The organism is Xanthomonas sp. NCPPB 1062 (genome assembly GCF_041481705.2).
GTDB classification, from domain to species: Bacteria; Pseudomonadota; Gammaproteobacteria; order Xanthomonadales; family Xanthomonadaceae; genus Xanthomonas; species Xanthomonas euvesicatoria.
Genome location: NZ_CM192987.1, coordinates 3184239 through 3201028 on the forward strand (window position 1 = coordinate 3184239; position 16790 = coordinate 3201028).

General features: G+C 66.0%; 15 protein-coding genes. 5 read left to right on the forward strand and 10 right to left on the reverse strand.

Annotation, left to right across the window (positions count from 1 at the left end):
- The first annotated feature begins 1 nt into the window (after position 1).
- Positions 2 to 598 carry a hypothetical protein gene (locus ACCQ16_RS13890; protein ID WP_277572631.1) on the forward strand — a complete coding sequence of 199 codons (597 nt, stop codon included), beginning with the start codon at positions 2 to 4 and terminating at the stop codon, positions 596 to 598.
- A gap of 82 nt (positions 599 to 680) precedes the next feature.
- On the opposite strand, the gene ACCQ16_RS13895 is transcribed toward ACCQ16_RS13890, so the two are convergent.
- Together ACCQ16_RS13895 and ACCQ16_RS13900 are read right to left on the reverse strand one after the other, a co-directional pair.
- On the reverse strand, positions 681 to 1712 hold the full coding sequence (locus tag ACCQ16_RS13895) for an aldo/keto reductase (RefSeq protein WP_277572630.1): 1032 nt from the start codon (positions 1710 to 1712) through the stop codon (positions 681 to 683).
- 156 nt (positions 1713 to 1868) lie between these two features.
- Positions 1869 to 3086 carry an MFS transporter gene (locus ACCQ16_RS13900; RefSeq protein WP_014090618.1) on the reverse strand — a complete coding sequence of 406 codons (1218 nt, stop codon included), beginning with the start codon at positions 3084 to 3086 and terminating at the stop codon, positions 1869 to 1871.
- Between the two features lie 99 nt (positions 3087 to 3185).
- On the opposite strand from ACCQ16_RS13900, the gene ACCQ16_RS13905 reads away from it, so the two are divergent.
- Positions 3186 to 4100 carry a LysR family transcriptional regulator gene (locus ACCQ16_RS13905; protein ID WP_122272543.1) on the forward strand — a complete coding sequence of 305 codons (915 nt, stop codon included), beginning with the start codon at positions 3186 to 3188 and terminating at the stop codon, positions 4098 to 4100.
- Positions 4101 to 4360: 260 nt separating this feature from the next.
- Here the strand turns inward: ACCQ16_RS13905 and ACCQ16_RS13910 are convergent, their stop codons facing one another.
- Positions 4361 to 4564: a hypothetical protein gene (locus ACCQ16_RS13910; RefSeq protein ID WP_014090619.1), complete on the reverse strand. Its 204-nt coding sequence runs from the start codon at positions 4562 to 4564 to the stop codon at positions 4361 to 4363.
- A gap of 224 nt (positions 4565 to 4788) precedes the next feature.
- Between ACCQ16_RS13910 and ACCQ16_RS13915 the strand changes: the two genes are divergently transcribed.
- Positions 4789 to 5697: an AraC family transcriptional regulator gene (locus ACCQ16_RS13915; RefSeq protein WP_011348053.1), complete on the forward strand. Its 909-nt coding sequence runs from the start codon at positions 4789 to 4791 to the stop codon at positions 5695 to 5697.
- Between the two features lie 108 nt (positions 5698 to 5805).
- Here the strand turns inward: ACCQ16_RS13915 and ACCQ16_RS13920 are convergent, their stop codons facing one another.
- Positions 5806 to 6276 (reverse strand): (R)-mandelonitrile lyase, encoded by a 471-nt coding sequence (locus ACCQ16_RS13920; RefSeq protein WP_029819840.1) that lies wholly within the window; start codon positions 6274 to 6276, stop codon positions 5806 to 5808.
- Positions 6277 to 6477: 201 nt separating this feature from the next.
- Between ACCQ16_RS13920 and ACCQ16_RS13925 the strand changes: the two genes are divergently transcribed.
- Positions 6478 to 7377 (forward strand): LysR family transcriptional regulator, encoded by a 900-nt coding sequence (locus ACCQ16_RS13925; protein WP_005919295.1) that lies wholly within the window; start codon positions 6478 to 6480, stop codon positions 7375 to 7377.
- Positions 7378 to 7438: 61 nt separating this feature from the next.
- On the opposite strand, the gene ACCQ16_RS13930 is transcribed toward ACCQ16_RS13925, so the two are convergent.
- The 5 genes from ACCQ16_RS13930 to ACCQ16_RS13950 all read right to left on the reverse strand — a co-directional run bounded on the left by ACCQ16_RS13930 (position 7439) and on the right by ACCQ16_RS13950 (position 15209).
- A complete protein-coding gene (locus ACCQ16_RS13930) occupies positions 7439 to 8422 on the reverse strand; it encodes an aldo/keto reductase (protein ID WP_218531310.1) in 984 nt (327 codons plus the stop codon).
- A 232-nt stretch (positions 8423 to 8654) separates the two neighbouring features.
- The gene (locus ACCQ16_RS13935; RefSeq protein WP_218531309.1) at positions 8655 to 9335 is read right to left on the reverse strand and encodes a TetR/AcrR family transcriptional regulator; all 681 of its coding nucleotides are present in this window, start codon (positions 9333 to 9335) and stop codon (positions 8655 to 8657) included.
- Entirely contained in the window at positions 9328 to 10833 is a 1506-nt protein-coding gene (locus tag ACCQ16_RS13940; protein WP_014090623.1) for an efflux transporter outer membrane subunit, read from the reverse strand. Before ACCQ16_RS13940 ends, ACCQ16_RS13935 begins: the two co-directional genes overlap by 8 nt.
- A gap of 1 nt (position 10834) precedes the next feature.
- A complete protein-coding gene (locus ACCQ16_RS13945; protein ID WP_014090624.1) occupies positions 10835 to 13978 on the reverse strand; it encodes an efflux RND transporter permease subunit in 3144 nt (1047 codons plus the stop codon).
- Positions 13979 to 13994: 16 nt separating this feature from the next.
- The gene (locus ACCQ16_RS13950) at positions 13995 to 15209 is read right to left on the reverse strand and encodes an efflux RND transporter periplasmic adaptor subunit (RefSeq protein WP_277572629.1); all 1215 of its coding nucleotides are present in this window, start codon (positions 15207 to 15209) and stop codon (positions 13995 to 13997) included.
- 106 nt (positions 15210 to 15315) lie between these two features.
- On the opposite strand from ACCQ16_RS13950, the gene ACCQ16_RS13955 reads away from it, so the two are divergent.
- Positions 15316 to 15957 (forward strand): TetR/AcrR family transcriptional regulator, encoded by a 642-nt coding sequence (locus ACCQ16_RS13955; RefSeq protein WP_071118156.1) that lies wholly within the window; start codon positions 15316 to 15318, stop codon positions 15955 to 15957.
- A 313-nt stretch (positions 15958 to 16270) separates the two neighbouring features.
- Here ACCQ16_RS13955 and ACCQ16_RS13960 read toward each other — a convergent pair whose 3' ends face one another.
- The gene (locus tag ACCQ16_RS13960) at positions 16271 to 16777 is read right to left on the reverse strand and encodes a transcriptional repressor (RefSeq protein ID WP_005912830.1); all 507 of its coding nucleotides are present in this window, start codon (positions 16775 to 16777) and stop codon (positions 16271 to 16273) included.
- Positions 16778 to 16790: the final 13 nt, after the last annotated feature.

A 16790-nucleotide genomic window follows, 5' to 3' on the forward strand; every position in this document is an offset into this window, starting at 1 on the left:
CATGAAAACTTCTCTGATCACATTGCTGTGCGTCGTTGCCGCCAGCATGTCTGCACCCGCCTCGGCACAGGTATTCGATCGCGCCCGCCTGCGGGCTGCCGCAACCGGGCAAACCGTGGTGGTGGACCGTGCCAGTTTCCGGCTGATCCCAGCAGCAGTGGTACAGCTGGCCGACACCACGCGCGGTACGGCCGCCACGCAAACGCTAGCAAGCACGCAGGCCAGCGCGAACGCACCGGTTGCCCGCGTCGATCGCTACGCGATCTACCTGGACACCAGCGGCGCGGCGAACGCGGTCGCGCGCACCGCGCGCAGCGAACCACCGGCGACCGTCGTTGCCGCGCTGGAAATGCGGAGCGGCCAGCCGGCATTGCTCGGCGCTTCGATCAAATTGTTCGAGACCACGCCAGCCATCGCGCGCGCACTGGCCACGCGTACGGGCGGCAGGCTGATCTATGCTTCCGCCACCGACGGCAGCGCGATGATCGGCTATGCCTCGGCGATGACCGCATTGGATAATTGCCGCCAGCTGCAAGGCAGCAACGGCGTGGGCGCAATCAAGCCGGAAGTGATCGTTCCGGCGGCACGGCCGTTGTGACGCCACTGCACGAGAACCGCGGCAGTCACGCGTGCCACGCTGCTGCAGTGTGTTGCAGCGTGGCGCATTGGTGCATCCCGCCTTACAGCGGCAGCGGGCTGCGCTCTGCAAACTGCCCGCGCCAATAGGGGTAGTACGGGTACGGCGGCTCCACCGCGCTGGCCTGATCCAGGCGGGCACGCTGGTCCTCGGTCAACGACCACCCCACCGCACTGACGTTTTCGCGCAGTTGCGCCTCGTTGCGTGCGCCAATCAGCACCGTGCTCACGGTCGGCCGCTGCAGCAGCCAGTTGATGGCGATCTGCGGCACGCTGCGACCGGTCTCTGCGGCAACGGCATCGAGCGCATCGACGATGTCGAACAAGCGCGTATCGTCGATCGCCGGGCCGGCCGCGGCGGTGGCATGCAGACGGCTGTGTTGCGGCAATGGCTGCCCACGCCGCAGCTTGCCGGTCAGCCGCCCCCAACCGAGCGGGCTCCACACCACCGCACCGATACCTTGGTCGATACCCAGCGGCATCAGCTCCCACTCGTAGTCGCGCCCGGCCAGCGAGTAATACGTCTGGTTGGCGACAAAGCGGCTCCAGCCGTGCGCATCGGCGACCGCCTGCGACTTCATCAGCTGCCACCCGGAATAATTGGACGCGCCCAGATAGCGCACTTTGCCCGCGCGCACCAAGCCATCCAGCGTGGACAGGGTCTCTTCCATCGGCGTCATCGCATCGAAGGCGTGCAGCTGCAGCAGATCGATGTAGTCGGTGCGCAAACGCCGCAAGGAGGCCTCCACCGCACGCAGCAAACGGAAACGCGAGGCGCCGGCATCGTTGGGGCCATCGCCCAGGCGCAGGCCGGTCTTGGTCGAGAGAATCACCTGATCGCGGCGGCCCTGCAGGGCCTGGCCAAGGATGTCTTCGGATGCGCCATCGGAGTACACATCGGCGGTATCGAACAGGTTGAGCCCTGCATCCAGGCACACATCGATCATGCGCCGCGCCTGCGCCACATCGGTATCGCCCCATGCAGAAAACAGCGGCCCCTTGCCGCCGAACGTGCCGGCCCCCAGGCCAAGCACGGGCAGCTTGAAACCGGAACGGCCCAGTAGACGGGTTTCCATTGAGAATTCCTTGGTAACGTTGAATGAGAGATGCGTTGGGTGACCGCTGGCCGCTCGCGCTTGTGGAATGCTGGGCGCGAAACCAGTGTTTATGCGCCTCGAATGCCGCCTGAGGCGCACTGCGCCAACCCGGCGAATGACCAGCGCGCGATCACCTCACCCCATCTGCGTACAGGCCAGTGGCGCAGTCGCGCGGCGGCGTTGCAACTGCACGCTCCATAGCGCCATGCCCAGCCCGATGGCACTCAACAGCGCGGCCACCCAGGGCGTTGCGGCCAGGCCCGCCTGCGTGGCGATCACCACGCCACCCAGCCATGCGCCCAGCGCATTGCCCAGGTTGAAGGCGGCGATGTTGAGGCTGGAGGCCAGGTTCTGGCCGGCGCCACGCGCGTGTTCCAGCACGCGCAACTGCAGTGGCGCCACGGTGGCAAAGGCGGCCACGCCCAATAGCCCGACAAAGGCCACCATGGCGGCCTTGCTGTGCAGGACACACCCCAGCGCGCCGAGCACCACCACCAGGGCGGCCAGGCTACCCAGCAGGGCCGCGGTGGGGCGACGGTCTGCCAGCCGGCCACCGAGCAGATTGCCGACGATCATGCCCACGCCGAACACCAGCAGCACCGGCGACACTGCCGATTGCGCAAGGCCGGTGACCTGCAGCAGCAGCGGCTGGATGTAGGTGAACACCGCGAAAACGCCGGCGTAGCCCACCACCGTGATCGCCAGCGCCAGCAGCACCTGCCCCCGCTGCAACACCGCCACTTCCTGCCGCCACGACACCGGCGTGGCAGCACCTGCCGTGGCCGGTACCCACACCGCGACCGCGGCAGTGGCCAGCACGCCGATCGCTGCCACCGCCCAGAAGGTCGCGCGCCAGCCCAGTTGCAGGCCCAGCCAAGCACCGGCCGGCACCCCGAGCAAGGTGGCCACGGTCAGCCCGGCGAACATCAGCGAGATGGCCGATGCACGGCGTTCGGCCGGCACCAGCGACGTCGCCACCACGGCGCCGACGCCGAAAAACGTGCCGTGGGCCAGCGACGTCAGCACCCGCGCGAGCATCAGGCTGGTGTAGTCCGGCGCCAGCGCGCAGGCCACGTTGCCGACGGTGAAGATCAGCATCAGCCCGATCAGCACCGCCTTGCGCGGCAGGCGTGCGCTGGCCAGGGTCAGCACCGGCGCGCCGACGAACACGCCCAGCGCATAACCGCTGATCAACAGGCCCGCCGCGCTGAGCGAAACGCCCAGATCGGCGGCCACCTGCTGCAGCAGCCCCATGATCACGAACTCGGTCGTGCCAATGCCGAAGGCACCGATGGTCAATGCCAGCAATGCCGGCGGAAAGCGCGACGCACGCGCAGAGGTGAGATTGGACATGGGCATGGCCAGGGAGGACTGCGCACAGCCTGCGCCCTGCGTTTACTTACAGAAAGCCCTGCTATCCTGATTCACTTTCAATCAATCATTGACAATCGCATGGACCGTCTTGGCGATATTGCCCTGTTCTTGCGCGTGCTCGACCTGGGCTCGATCACCGCAGGCGCGCGTAGCCTGGATCTGTCGGTGGCGGTGGCCAGCCAGCGTCTCAAGCGCCTGGAACGCGAATTGGGCGTGCGCCTGCTGCACCGGACCACGCGCCGCCTGCATCCCACTGCCGAAGGGCAGCGGCTGGCCGAACGTGGCCGCGTGCTGGTGGAAGATCTGGACGCGCTGGCCGAGGATCTGCGCGAAAGCGCGCACGACGTGGGTGGCGTGCTGCGCATGACCATGTCCGCCTCATTCGGGCGGCAATACGTGTCGCCGCTGCTGCCGGAATTCCAGGCCCGCCATCCGCGCCTGCGCATCAGCGCGCACCTGAGCGACGACCTGGTGGACCTGGTCAAACAGGGCTTCGATCTGGCGATCCGGATCGGACCACTGGAGGACTCCGGGCTGGTGGCCCGGCGCATTGCCGACAACCGCCGTACCCTGGCGGCCTCGCCCGCCTATCTGCAGCGTCACGGCACACCGCGCACGCCGGACGAACTTGCACAGCACGCCGGCGTGCTGCTGATGGGCCGTGACGGCCGCCAGGACGTGTGGACATTGCAAACGCCCGACGGTGGGCTGGTGCGCGTGCGCATGCAGAGCCGCTTCGAAAGCAACTTCGGCGAGCTGGTGCGCGACGCCGTGGTCGCCGGCCAGGGCATCGCGGTGCATTCGTACTGGCACATCGCCGACGAATTGCGCAGCGGCCGCCTGGTCGAAGTGATGCGCGACTACCCCCCGCCCACCTCGCACATCAGCGCAGTGACGCCGGCGCGCCAGCTGCAACCGCCGCGCGTGCGCGCGTTCGTGGATTTCCTGCTGGAGCGGCTGGGCGCACAGCCGCCTTGGGACCTGGCGACATAACACCGCGCATGGGACCGGCCGGCACCGGCGGTTGCCGTGCGGAAGGCGCTGCAGCGAAACGCGCCTGCCGCGACTGCGAGCAGGTGTAGGGCGCCGTTTGCGGCATGCCAGTCACCATCGGAAACGGCGGCATCGATGCGTGGTCGCTGCGTCTCACGCGCCCCGAGTGCGCGACTGGCTGGCGGCCCGCGGCATGACCGTGCACGACCGCAAGCGGAGGCCGGCAGCATGCGCAGCCACCAGGCAATCGCTCCCGCAGATCAACGCCCGCCGCGCAACAGGCGTTTGTGCAGGCTACGCCGCTGCGCATCGCTCAACAGATGTCCATGCGTCCGCAACAACCCCAGGATCTGCAGATGCGCCTGTGCGGTGCGCCGCGCCAATTCGGTGGCGGCAGCGGCTTGGAGCCGCTTCCACTCTGCCGGGCTGGTCGGCGTTGGAAAGCTGGAACGTTTTGCGGGCATGGCAGCAGGTGAATGCGAGAGACCTCGCCATGATACGGCCGGCCTGTGATCGCCCTATCAGGGCCGACGCAGTTCACGCGCAGGCGGCCACGACTGCTGCCGCGCTGTCCATCGGGCGCAAGCCCACCGCCCGCGCGATGGACCTTGCCGCCCACACCACCTGCACTCTTGTACGATCGGTGCCCTCGCGGCCGGGCCGCATCGCATCGTCGACGGGTTTTCGCATGTCTTCGCTGACCGAATTGAGCACGATCTTGCTGCGTCATGCGCCTGGCGACGGCATGCATCCCACGCAGATCGCCCGATTGCAGATCATGCGTAGCGCAGCGCCGACAGTGGCCATGCCCACTGTCTATACACCCATGCTGTGTCTGGTGGCGCAAGGCCGCAAGCAGGCAATGCTGGGCGCGCAGGCGTACGTCTATCACCCGCAGATGTACCTGGTGGCGTCGGTGGATCTGCCCATCGTCGGCTCGGTGATCCAAGCCAGCAGCGCGCAACCATACCTATGTTTCTGCCTGGACCTGGACACCGCGGTGCTCAGCGAGCTGGCGATCAATCATCCGGAGCTGGTGGACACGCAGCGCGATGCGGCATCGGCCGGGCTGCTACTCAATCGCAGCACGCCGCAGTTGCAGGACGCAGCGTTACGGCTGGCGCGCCTGCTCGATCGACCGCATGAAATTGCCGCGCTCGCTCCCCTGATCGTGCGCGAACTGTTGTACCGCCTGATGGCCGACCCGGCCAATGCGGCAGTGCGCCAGATGGCCATCGCCGACAGCCGGCTCAACCAGATTTCCAGGGCCATCGTGTGGTTGCGCGAGCACTATGCGCAGCGCTTCAGCATCGAGCAGATCGCCGATCTCTCGGCGATGAGCCGCTCCACCTTCCATGCGCATTTCAAGGCGGTGACCACGATGACGCCACTGGAATACCGCTCGCAGCTGCGCGTGCACGAAGCGCGCCGCCTGATGGTCGCCGAGGCGCTGACCGCTGCCGACGCCGGCTTCCGGGTTGGCTATGAGAGCGCATCGCAGTTCAGTCGCGACTACGCACGCATCCTCGGCATCTCGCCCGCGCGCGATGCGCAACGGCTGCGTGCCAACGCGCAGGACGCCACCGAAGCGGCGTGAGGTCTGCCGGGCGCAGCGCGGGCGGCGCAGCGGCCCCGGCAATCCGCCGCAGCGTCCACTCACGCCGAGGCGGCATCATCACCGCGCCAGCATCGGCATCACCGCTGTCTACTCGGCCGCATATTGCGCCTCGCTCACCTGCTCCAGCCAGCTGACGGGCGTGCCGTCCTGCGATTCGGCAATGGCGATATGCGTCATCGCCACGTTGGCATTGGCACCGTGCCAATGCTTGACGCCGGGCGGAATCCACACGATATCGCCCGGGCGGATCTGCTGCGCCGGCTTGCCCCACTCCTGCACGCGCCCGGCGCCGGCGGTCACGATCAACGTCTGGCCCAGCGGATGGGTATGCCATGCGGTGCGCGCGCCCGGCTCGAAGGTGACGGTGGCGCCGCCGACGCGTGCCGGTGCGTCGGCCTGGAACGGTGCATCGATGCGCACCTTGCCGGTGAAATACTCGGCCGACCCCACTGCCGACGGCGCCCCCCCCGCCTTGCTCACCCTGATCGGTCTCGCGGCCTCATCAGGAACCACGGCGGCCATCATCGACAACGACATTGCAGTCGCGAACAGATTCATTGCAGTGCTCCTAGATTCGAGTGTTCGAACTGTAGCGCGCCTGCCCGAGACCACTAACCGGCTAACCGCGCATGCTCCTAGAAACACGGCGCATCAATCCCGCAGCGCCGCGGAGTGCCTGCTGCAGCATTGAAGCCATCACGCACATTCGCGCATGATGCAGCCGCATGAATGGCATGCCTGACGCGGGCATTGGTGGCAATGGCACGGGAAAATCTCAATGACCTGCAGGTGTTCGTCACGGTAGCGCGCGAAGGCAGCTTCACCCGTGCCGCCGCGCAACTGGGCCTCTCGCAGTCGGCACTCAGCCACACCGTGCGCGCACTGGAGACGCGGCTGGGCATTCGCCTGTTGACCCGCACCACGCGCAGCGTGGCGATGACCGAAGCCGGGGCACGCCTGTTCGAAACCGTGGCACCGCGCCTGGAAGAGATCGACGCGCAGTTGTCCGCGCTCACCGATTTCCGCGATAAGCCGGCCGGCACCATCCGCATCACCACCGCCGGCCATGCCGCCGATGCCTACATCTGGCCGGCATTGTCGAAGGTGCTGCCAGACTACCCGGACCTCAAGGTCGAACTGACCGTCGACTACGGCCTGGCCGACATCGTTGCCGAACGCTACGACATCGGCATCCGGCTCGGCGATCAGGTCGCCAAGGACATGATCGCGGTACCGATCAGCCCGATGCAGCGCATGGCTGTGGTGGCAGTGCCGGGGTATTTCGTGCACCACACCATCCCGGCGGTACCGGCCGATCTGGCGCAGCACAATTGCATCGGTCTACGCCTGCCCACCCACGGCGGTTTGCTGCCGTGGGATTTCGACAAGGACGGGCGCGAAGTGAAGGTGCGCGTGGATGGGCAATGGACCTTCAATGGCAGCAGCGCCATCCTGCGCGCTGCACTGGCAGGCGGCGGCCTGGCCTTTCTGCCGGAGACCATGGTGCTGGAGCACGTGGCCGCCGGCCGGCTGCGCCGCGTGCTGGAAGACTGGTGCGAGCCGTTCGCAGGCTATTACGCCTACTACCCCAGCCGCCGCCAATCCTCCAGCGCACTAAAGGTCGTGATCGATGCATTGCGGCACGATCTGGTGCGTTGACCACGCTCGTACAGAGCCTGCCAGGGCGCGATGACGCGTGCGGCAGGCATGACCGCTGACGTTATTTGCCGACCAGTTTCTGCCGCTCCGGGCTGTAACGCGCACCGACAATCGCCACCGCATCCAGCGCCTGCTGGAGACGCGCAAGCTCCTCGCTACTCAAGGTCAATGCAGCACCGCGCAGATTTTCGTCAAGGCGATGCAGCTTGGTGGTGCCGGGAATCGGCACGATCCATGGTTTGCGCGACAGCAACCACGCCAACGCCACCTGCGCCGGCGTGGCGGCCTTGTCGGCTGCAATGGCCTGGATGCGTTCGACCAGCGCCTGATTGGCCTGCCGCGCCTCGGCAGCGAACCGCGGCACCTGATTGCGGAAATCGTCGGCGGAAAATTGCGTGTCGGCTCGGATGGCACCGGTCAAAAATCCCTTGCCGAGCGGACTGAATGGCACAAAGCCGATCCCGAGTTCTTCCAGCGTTGGCAGCACACTGGTTTCCGGCTCGCGCCACCATAGCGAGTACTCGCTCTGCACTGCGGTCACCGGCTGCACCGCGTGTGCGCGCCGGATGGTATCGGCGGACGCTTCGGACAAGCCGAAATGCATCACTTTGCCTTCGGCGATCAAGTCCTTGACCGTGCTCGCCACTTCTTCGATCGGCACCGCCGGGTCCACGCGATGTTGATAGAACAGGTCGATACGGTCGGTCTTCAGACGCGTCAGGCTGGCCTCGGCCACCGCACGGATGCGTTCGGGACGGCTGTCCAGCCCGGCGTCGGCTTGCCCTTCCTTGAAGCCGAACTTGGTCGCAATCACCAGCGTCTCGCGCTGCGCCGACAGCGCTTCACCCAGCAACGTCTCGTTGGCGAAGGGCCCGTAAGCCTCGGCCGTATCGAAGAAGGTGACGCCGCGCTCCACTGCCGCATGCAGCAAGGCGACAGCCTGCTTGTGCGCGGTCGCCGGCCCGTAGCCATAACTCAGGCCCATGCAGCCCAGCCCCAGCGCAGACACACGTAATCCGCTGTTTCCCAACTGTCGTGTTTGCATCGTTTGCTCCCGCGGCAACGGCCGCATCGAATGAGTCCGCCGCAGACAACAACACCGCTGCAGCACCGATGCGCCACGATAGTCCGGTGCCACAGGCGCATTGCACAGCGGGCGACGCTAAGCCTTATGAGCGACCCTCATCAACGCGCAGGCTGACCGTAGGATCTGCGCACGAGACGACGACGGCGCGCTACCGACGCCAGCCATCCAGCGCGCCGCCCTGCTGCCGCAACTAGAACCCGCTGGGCACCTCGCGCTTGCGATCCGCCTCAACCAGTGCAGATGCGGGACGATACGCACGCAGGAACAACGCCACCGCGCCGCCGACATACGCATCCAGCTGCACCGATTGCGCCTCTGGCGCATCGCCGCGCGCGGCAGCGGTAGCCGGCCGCCCGGTCATCAATCCGAAGAAATGCACCGATGCATCGGGCACGTTGTCGATCACCAATGCGCCGCGTTGCACCTCGCGCGCCAACAGCGTGCGCATCATGGTGTCGTAGCGCTCGAAGCACAGCGTCCACATTTCCTCGCGCACCTGGCCAGGCAGCAGTGGCGGGCGTACCAGGCCATACGCGGCATCATCCCGCATGCTGCTGGCAGACACGCGCAGCACTGCATCGGCTACCGCAGTCAGGCGTTGCTCCAGCGGCCCCTGCAGCTCCAGCAAGGCCGTCCAGCGATTGGGCGAGGCCTGCGCCAGCGCTTCCAGGGTGGTGCGGAACAGCACCTCCTTGGACGCGAAATGCGCATATACCGTGGCCTTGGACACCATCGCGCGCTCGGCGATGGTGTCCATGCTGGTCCTGTCGAAGCCGTGCTGCTGAAACAGCACGCGTGCCGCCGCCAGGATGGCGCCACGCTTGTCGTGCGGCGCACGCCTGGGCGCAACCGACGGTGCGTCGTCATCCACGCGGCGGCTCCGTTGCCGGGGCCGCGGCGGCAGTGGGCGCTGCGCTTTGCAGCCAGCCCCCGCCCATGGCCTTGTAGAACGTCACCAGGTTGGTGAAGCGCGACAGCTGGGTGTTGATCAAGGTCTGCTGCGCGCTGTACAGCGAACGCTGCGCATCCAGCGCCTGCAGATAGCTGTCGATGCCGCGTTCGAAACGCGCCTGCGACAATCGGTAGCTATCGGCAGTGGCATCCACCAGCGCTTGCTGGGCCTGCAGTTGCCTGCCCAGCGTGTCGCGCTGCGCCAACGCGTCGGAGACCTCGCGGAACGCGCTTTGGATCGACTTTTCGTAGCGCGCCACCTCGATATCGCGGTTGGCCTTGGCCATGTCCAGATTGGCGCGATTGCGCCCGGCATTGAAGATCGGCAAGGTCAGCGTGGGCACGAAGCTCCAGGCGCGCGTCCCGGCATCGAATAGCCTGGACAGGCTACTGCTGGACGAACCGGTCGATGCGGTCAGGCTGATGCTGGGGAAGAACGCTGCCCGCGCCGCACCGATATTGGCGTTGGCCGCACGCAAGTTGCGCTCGGCTTCCAGAATGTCGGGGCGACGTTGCAGCAACTGAGACGGCAAGCCGGCCGGCACGCTGGCCAACACATTGCCTTCCACGCTCGCGTTGTCGGGCAGTGCATGCGGCAGCAATTCCACCGGCACTTGCGTGCCGACCAGCAGCACCAGGGCATTGCGATCCTGCGCCACCTGCGCGGTGTAGCGCTCCACATCCACGCGTGCGGTTTCCACCGTGGTCTGCGCCTGACGCAAGGTCAGTTGCGAGGCCGCACCCAGTTCGAAGCTGCGCTGCTGCAGGCGATAACTGTCGCTCTGGCTGGCCAGGGTGGATTGCGCCAGCTGCAGCAACTGCTGGTCGGCCGCCAAGGTCAGATAGGCGGTGGCCACTTCTGCCACCAGGCTGATATGCGTACTGCGGCGTGCCTCGGCGGTGGACAGGAATTGCTGCAACGCCTGTTCCTTCAGGCTGCGCACGCGGCCGAACAGGTCCAGCTCATAGGCACTGACGCCGATATTGGCGCTGTAGGTGCGGAACACCTGCGGCTGGCCGGGAATGGCAAGCTCCGAGGGCGTGCGCGCATTGTTGGCGGTGCCGGTGCCCTCGATGGCGGGCAGCAGCGCGGCGCGGTCCACCCGATATTGCGCGCGTGCCACCTCGATATTGAGCGCGGCCACGCGCAGGTCGCGGTTATTGTCCAAGGCTAGCGCAATCACCTGCTGCAGCGCCGGGTCGGTGAAGACCTGGCGCCAGCCGATATCGGCAATGTACGCGGCGTCGGCGGTGCCGGCGGTATCGGCAGTGGCAGCCGGAGGGGCTGCCGACACGTCGGTGCCGGCAAATTGCGCTGGCACCGGTGCGTCGGGCCGTGTGTAGCGCGGCATCAGCGTGCAACCGGACAGCACGCTGGCCACGCCAAGCGCGCAGAGTGTCGTGCGAATCGTGATCATGTCAGTGTCCTGTCGGTTGCGGTGCGGGCGAGGCAGGCTGTGGACGGCGCTGGAACAGGCCGCACACCAGCACGAAGAACAGCGGCACGAAGAAGATCGCCAGCACCGTGCCGGAGAGCATGCCGCCGATCACGGCCGTGCCCAGCGCGTGCTGCGCGCCGGCGCCGGCGCCACTGGTCAACACCAGCGGCACCACGCCGAGGATGAAGGCCAGCGAGGTCATGAGGATCGGCCGCAAGCGCATGCGCGCCGCTTCCAATGCCGCAGCCACCAGGCTCTTGCCGCCCTCGTGCAATTCCCTTGCGAACTCCACGATCAAGATCGCGTTCTTCGATGCCAGGCCAATGGTGGTGAGCAAGCCCACCTGGAAGTACACATCGTTCATTTTCCAGGTCAGCATCGCTGCCAGCAGCGTGCCGAACACGCCCAGCGGTACTACCAGAATCACCGAGAACGGAATCGCCCAGCTTTCGTACAACGCGGCCAGGCACAGGAACACGATCAGGATCGAGACGCTGTACAACAGCCCGGTCTGACCGGACGAGGCTTTTTCCTGCCGCGACAACCCGGTCCACTCGAAACCGATGCCCGGAGGCAGCTTGGCGGCTGCGGCTTCGACGATCTGCATCGCCTCGCCGCTGGAAGCCGCACCCGGCAACGCCATGCCCAGGATCTCCATCGACGGCACGCTGTTGTAGCGCTCCAGACGCGGCGAGCCGGATTGCCAGCTCGCGGTGGCGAAGGCGTTGAACGGCACCATGGTGCCGGCGCTGTTGCGCACGAACCAATGGTCGATGTCCTGCGGGTTCATGCGGTAAGGCGCATCGGCCTGCAGCATCACCTTCTTGACCCGGCCCTTGTCGATGAAGTCGTTGACGTAGGTGCTGCCCCATGCGCTGGAAAAGGTATCGTTGATGTCGGAGATCGACACGCCCATCGCCTGCGCTTTATGCGGGTCGATTTCCAGCTTGAACTCCGGGGTGTCTTCCTGGCCATTCGGGCGCACCGCCACCAGGCGCTTGTCTTGCGACAGTTCGGCCAGCAATTGATTGCGCGCCTGCATCAGCGCTGCGTGACCCAGGTTGGCGCGGTCCTGCAGCATCAGATCGAAGCCGGTGGCATTGCCCAACTCCGACACCGCAGGCGGTGCGAACGCAAACACCTTGGCATCGCGGATACCGGCAAAAAATGCCCCGGCCCTGGCCGCCACGTCGGTGACGCTCTGGCCCTTGCCGGTGCGCTCGTCCCACGGCCGCAACTTGACGAAGGCAAAGCCCACGTTCTGGCCGCTACCGGCAAAACTGAAACCGGTCACGGCGAAGACACCGGCAACCGAATCCTTCTGGTCGACCAGGAAATGATGCTCCACCTGCTTGAGCACCTCGCTGGTGCGCGCGTTGGTGGCACCGGGCGGCAACTGCACCAGCACGAACAAGGTGCCCTGGTCTTCGTCCGGCAGGAATCCCACCGGCAATTTCATGAACCCGAACACCACCAAGGCCAGCAACGCCGCGTAGGCGAGCATGTAGCGCCAGCCCTTGCCAAGCATGTGCCTCACCACGCCCTGGTAGCCGGTGTTGCCGCGATCGAACAGGCGGTTGAACCAACCGAAGAACCCGGTAGTCGCCAGGCCGTGGCCCTTGTGCACCGGCTTGAGCAAGGTGGCGCACAAGGCCGGGGTCAGGATCATCGCCACCAGCACCGACAAGGTCATCGCCGAGACGATCGTGATCGAGAACTGCCGGTAGATCACGCCGGTGGATCCGCTGAAAAACGCCATTGGGACGAACACCGCCGCCAGCACCAGCGCCACGCCGATCAACGCGCCGGAAATCTGGTCCATCGATTTCCGCGTGGCGTCCTTGGGCGACAACTGCTCCTCGCTCATCACGCGTTCGACGTTTTCCACCACCACGATGGCATCGTCCACCAGCAAACCGATCGCCAGCACCATCGCGAACATGGTCAGGGTATTGATGGTGAAACCGAACGCCGCAAGCACACCGAAGGTGCCCAGCAGCACCACCGGCACCGCAATGGTCGGGATCAGGGTGGCGCGGAAGTTCTGCAGGAACAGGTACATCACCAGGAACACCAGCACCACCGCTTCCACCAGCGTGTGCACCACCTGTTCGATGGAGATGCGCACGAACGGCGTGGTGTCGTACGGCTTTTGCACCTTCATGCCCGGCGGGAAGAACTTTTCCTGCTCTTCCAGGCTCTTGTCGATTGCGCGCACCGTGTCCAGCGCATTGGCGCCGGTCGCCAGCTTGATCGCCAGACCGGCGGCCGGCTTGCCGTTGTAGCGGCCCACCGTGTTGTAGCTTTCGCTGCCCAGCTCGATGCGCGCCACATCGCGCAAGCGCACCTGCGAGCCATCGGACTGCGTGCGCAGCAGGATGTTTTCGAATTGCTCGGCGGTCTTCAGCCGGGTCTGTGCAGTGATGGTGGCGTTGAGCTGCTGGTTGGCCACCGCCGGCAACGCGCCCAACTGGCCGGCGGAAATCTGCGCGTTCTGCGCCTGGATCGCGTTGCGCACATCCACGGGCGTGAGGCTGAAATTGCTCAGCTTGTTGGGGTCCATCCACACCCGCATCGCGTACTGCGAACCGAACAAGGTGGTGTCGCCCACGCCTTCGACGCGGCTGATGGTTTCCTGCACGTTGGCAGCCACGTAATCGGACAGGTCCGAATCGCTCATGCTGCCGTCTTCGGACGTAAAGGCCAGCACGTTGAGGAAGTTGGTGGCCGACTTGGTCACCGTCACGCCCTGCTGCTGCACTTCCTGCGGCAACAACGGCGTGGCCAGCGACAACTTGTTCTGCACCTGCACCTGCGCGGTGTCCGGATCGGTGCCGTTTTCGAAGGTCAGGGTGATGGTCACCGCCCCGCTGGATTCGCTGGTAGACGCCATGTAGCTGAGGTGGTCCAGCCCCTTCATCTTCTGCTCGATGACCTGGGTGACGGTGTCTTCCAGCGTCTGCGCCGAGGCGCCCGGGTAGTTGGCGGTGATGGCGACTGCCGGCGGTGCGATGCTGGGGTATTGCGCGATCGGCAAGGTGGCGATGGACAGGATGCCGGCCAGCATCACGATGATGGCCAACACCCAGGCGAAGATCGGACGATCGATGAAGAAACGTGCCATGACGTGTGATCCCGCCTTAGTTGGCCGCACGCGGTGCGGTCGGGGCGGCAGGACCGGCAACATTGCCGGCGGCGGGTGTGGCCTTGGGCTGCCACGGCACGGTCTTGACCACGATGCCATCGCGTGCGCGCGATGCGCCTTCGACGACCACCTGCTCGCCGGGCTTCAGGCCGCTGCGCACCAACCACTGGTCGCCGACCGCGCGATCGGTTTCCAGCACGCGCAACTGCAGCTTGTGGTCGGCGCCGACGACAAAGGCCGTGGGTTTGCCCGCGCCGTTGCGCGAGACCGCCTGTTGCGGCACCAGCATGCCCTGCTCCTTGACGCCTTCCTGCAGCACCGCGCGCACGTACATGCCTGGCAACAGCTCGGCGTTCGGGTTGGGGAAGACCGCGCGCAGGGTGATCGAGCCGGTGTTCTGGTCGACGGTCACGTCGGAGAACGCCAGGTGCCCCTGCAACGGGTAGGTGCTGCCGTCTTCCAGCAACAGCGACACCTTGGCCGCACCGTCGCCGGCTTGTTCCAGATCGCCGCGCGCCATCGCCTGCCGCAGGCGCAACACCGCACTGCTGGGCTGGGTGACGTCGATGTAGATCGGGTCCAGCTGCTGGATGGTGGTCAGCGCCGTGGCCTGGTTGGCGGTCACCAGCGCACCCGGGGTCACGCTGGAGCGGCCGATGCGTCCGGAGATGGGTGCGTCGAGCCGCGCAAACGCCAGGTTGATGCGCGCGGTTTCCACGCTCGCCTTGCCGGCTGCCACGTCGGCCTTGGCCTGGCCTAGCGCGGCATCGGTGTCGTCGCCTTCCTGCTGGCTGATCGCCTTGATCTGCGCCAGTTCCTTGTAGCGCTCGGCCTTGAGCTGCGCGGTGCGCAGGGTCGCCTCGGCCTTGGCCAGGGACGCCTGCGCGCTGGCATAGCTGGCGCGGTACTGGGCCGGATCGATCTGGTACAGGGTCTGGCCAGCCTTGACGTCGCCGCCTTCGGTGAACTGGCGCGACTGGATGATGCCGCCCACCTGCGGGCGAATTTCGGAGATCAGGTACGGAACGGTGCGCCCCGGCAATTCGGTGGTGAGCGTCACCGGTTGCTGCTTGACGGTCAGCACGCCCATTTCCGGAGTGCCTTCCTGCGGCGGCGGGCCTCCCGGTGGGCTGCCGCAGGCACTGAGCAGGGCGGTGGCGGCAACGGCAACAGCAAGCAACGACAGGCGAAACGAGGCATGAGCACGCACGGGCAGTCTCCGCAGGAGGTGTGATGATTAAATCTAAACGGTACGGTTCGGTATCCTAATAAGCACATCCGTGGCCGTCAAGCATTTCTGCCCAGTCGGTATACTTATGAATTATTGGGAGAACTTGATGCGGGTCAGAACCGAAGAAAAGCGCGAGGCCATCGTCCAGGCAGCCAGCGAGGTCTTCCTCGAGCTGGGCTTCGAGGGCGCGTCGATGTCGCAGATCGCCGCCCGCGTAGGCGGCTCCAAGCGCACGCTGTACGGCTACTTTCCGTCAAAGGAAGAGCTGTTCGTGGCCGTTGCCAAGGACATGTCCGACCGCTATTTCGACCCGTTGCTGCATGCGCTTTCGCAAAGCAGCGGCCCGGTCGATGAGGCTCTGCAGCGCTTCGGCGAGGATGTGCTGACCTTCCTGTGCGCCCCGCCCAACATCACCAGCTGGCAGACCATCATCGGGGTGTCCGGCAGATCGGCGGTCGGCGCACTGTATTTCAGCGCCGGGCAGCAGGAAGGCATACAGCGCTTCGCCGAATACCTGCAGGCACAGGTGGATTGCGGCCTGCTCCATTGCCAAGACACCCTGCTTGCCGCCCACCAGTACGCGGCCTTGCTGGAATCGGAAACCTTGATGCCCTGCCTGTTTGGCGCACTCAAAGACCCCACGCCCGAGTTTCTGCGCGACGCGACGCGACGTGCGGTGCAGACGTTTCTGGCCGCGTATGGCGGCAAGGCAGGCAAGGCGGCGTGACGCCCTTTGCGACTTCACTGCATTGCACTGCGCGACGAGGCGCAGTGCGCGCGTACGGACGCCAGGCCTGCAGTCCACTCAGGCGTCTAACTGCCTTGCCGCGCCGCTGGCTTGAGCGCAGCAGCATCATCACCGCATGACGCAACCGGGCAGCGAGGCTGCGCTGTGCGGCCGGCGCAGGAATGCTGCTGCAGCGATTTAACGGTGGCGCGCTTGCGCTTGAACACGTTGCCATCGCACGCATGTTGCCGCCCGGGCATCGCGCCACCAGCGCCTTGAAACAGGCCGCGTCGAGGCACGACCTAGCGGCTGGTTACTCCGCCACTGCGCATTTCGCGCACAGGCCATGCACTTCCAGCGTCTGTGCCTGCGGCTGGAAACCCAGCGCCTTGGCGCGGGCTTCCAGTTGCGACACCACGTCGCGATCTTCCAGCTCCACCGCGCTGTGGCAGCGGTCGCAGATCAGGAACGGCACCGAATGCTGGGCGCTGTTGGGGTGGTGGCAGGCGACGAACGCATTGACCGATTCGAGCTTGTGCACGAAGCCGTTGGCCATCAGGAAATCCAGCGCGCGGTACACCGTGGGCGGGGCGTCGGCGCCGACGCCCTTGCCTTCGCGCACCCAGTCCAGCAGTTCATAGGCCTTGACCGGCTTGCCGGCGTCGGCGATCAGCCGCAGCACGTTCGCGCGGATCGGCGTCAGCCGCAGGCCGCGTTCGCTGCAGGCACGCTCCACTGCGCGCACGAAACCGTTGGCATCGTCGACGTGGTGATGCGGTGCAGTGCAGGCGAGGTCTGGTGCGTGGGTGTGCTTGGTCATACAGGCTCCGGCG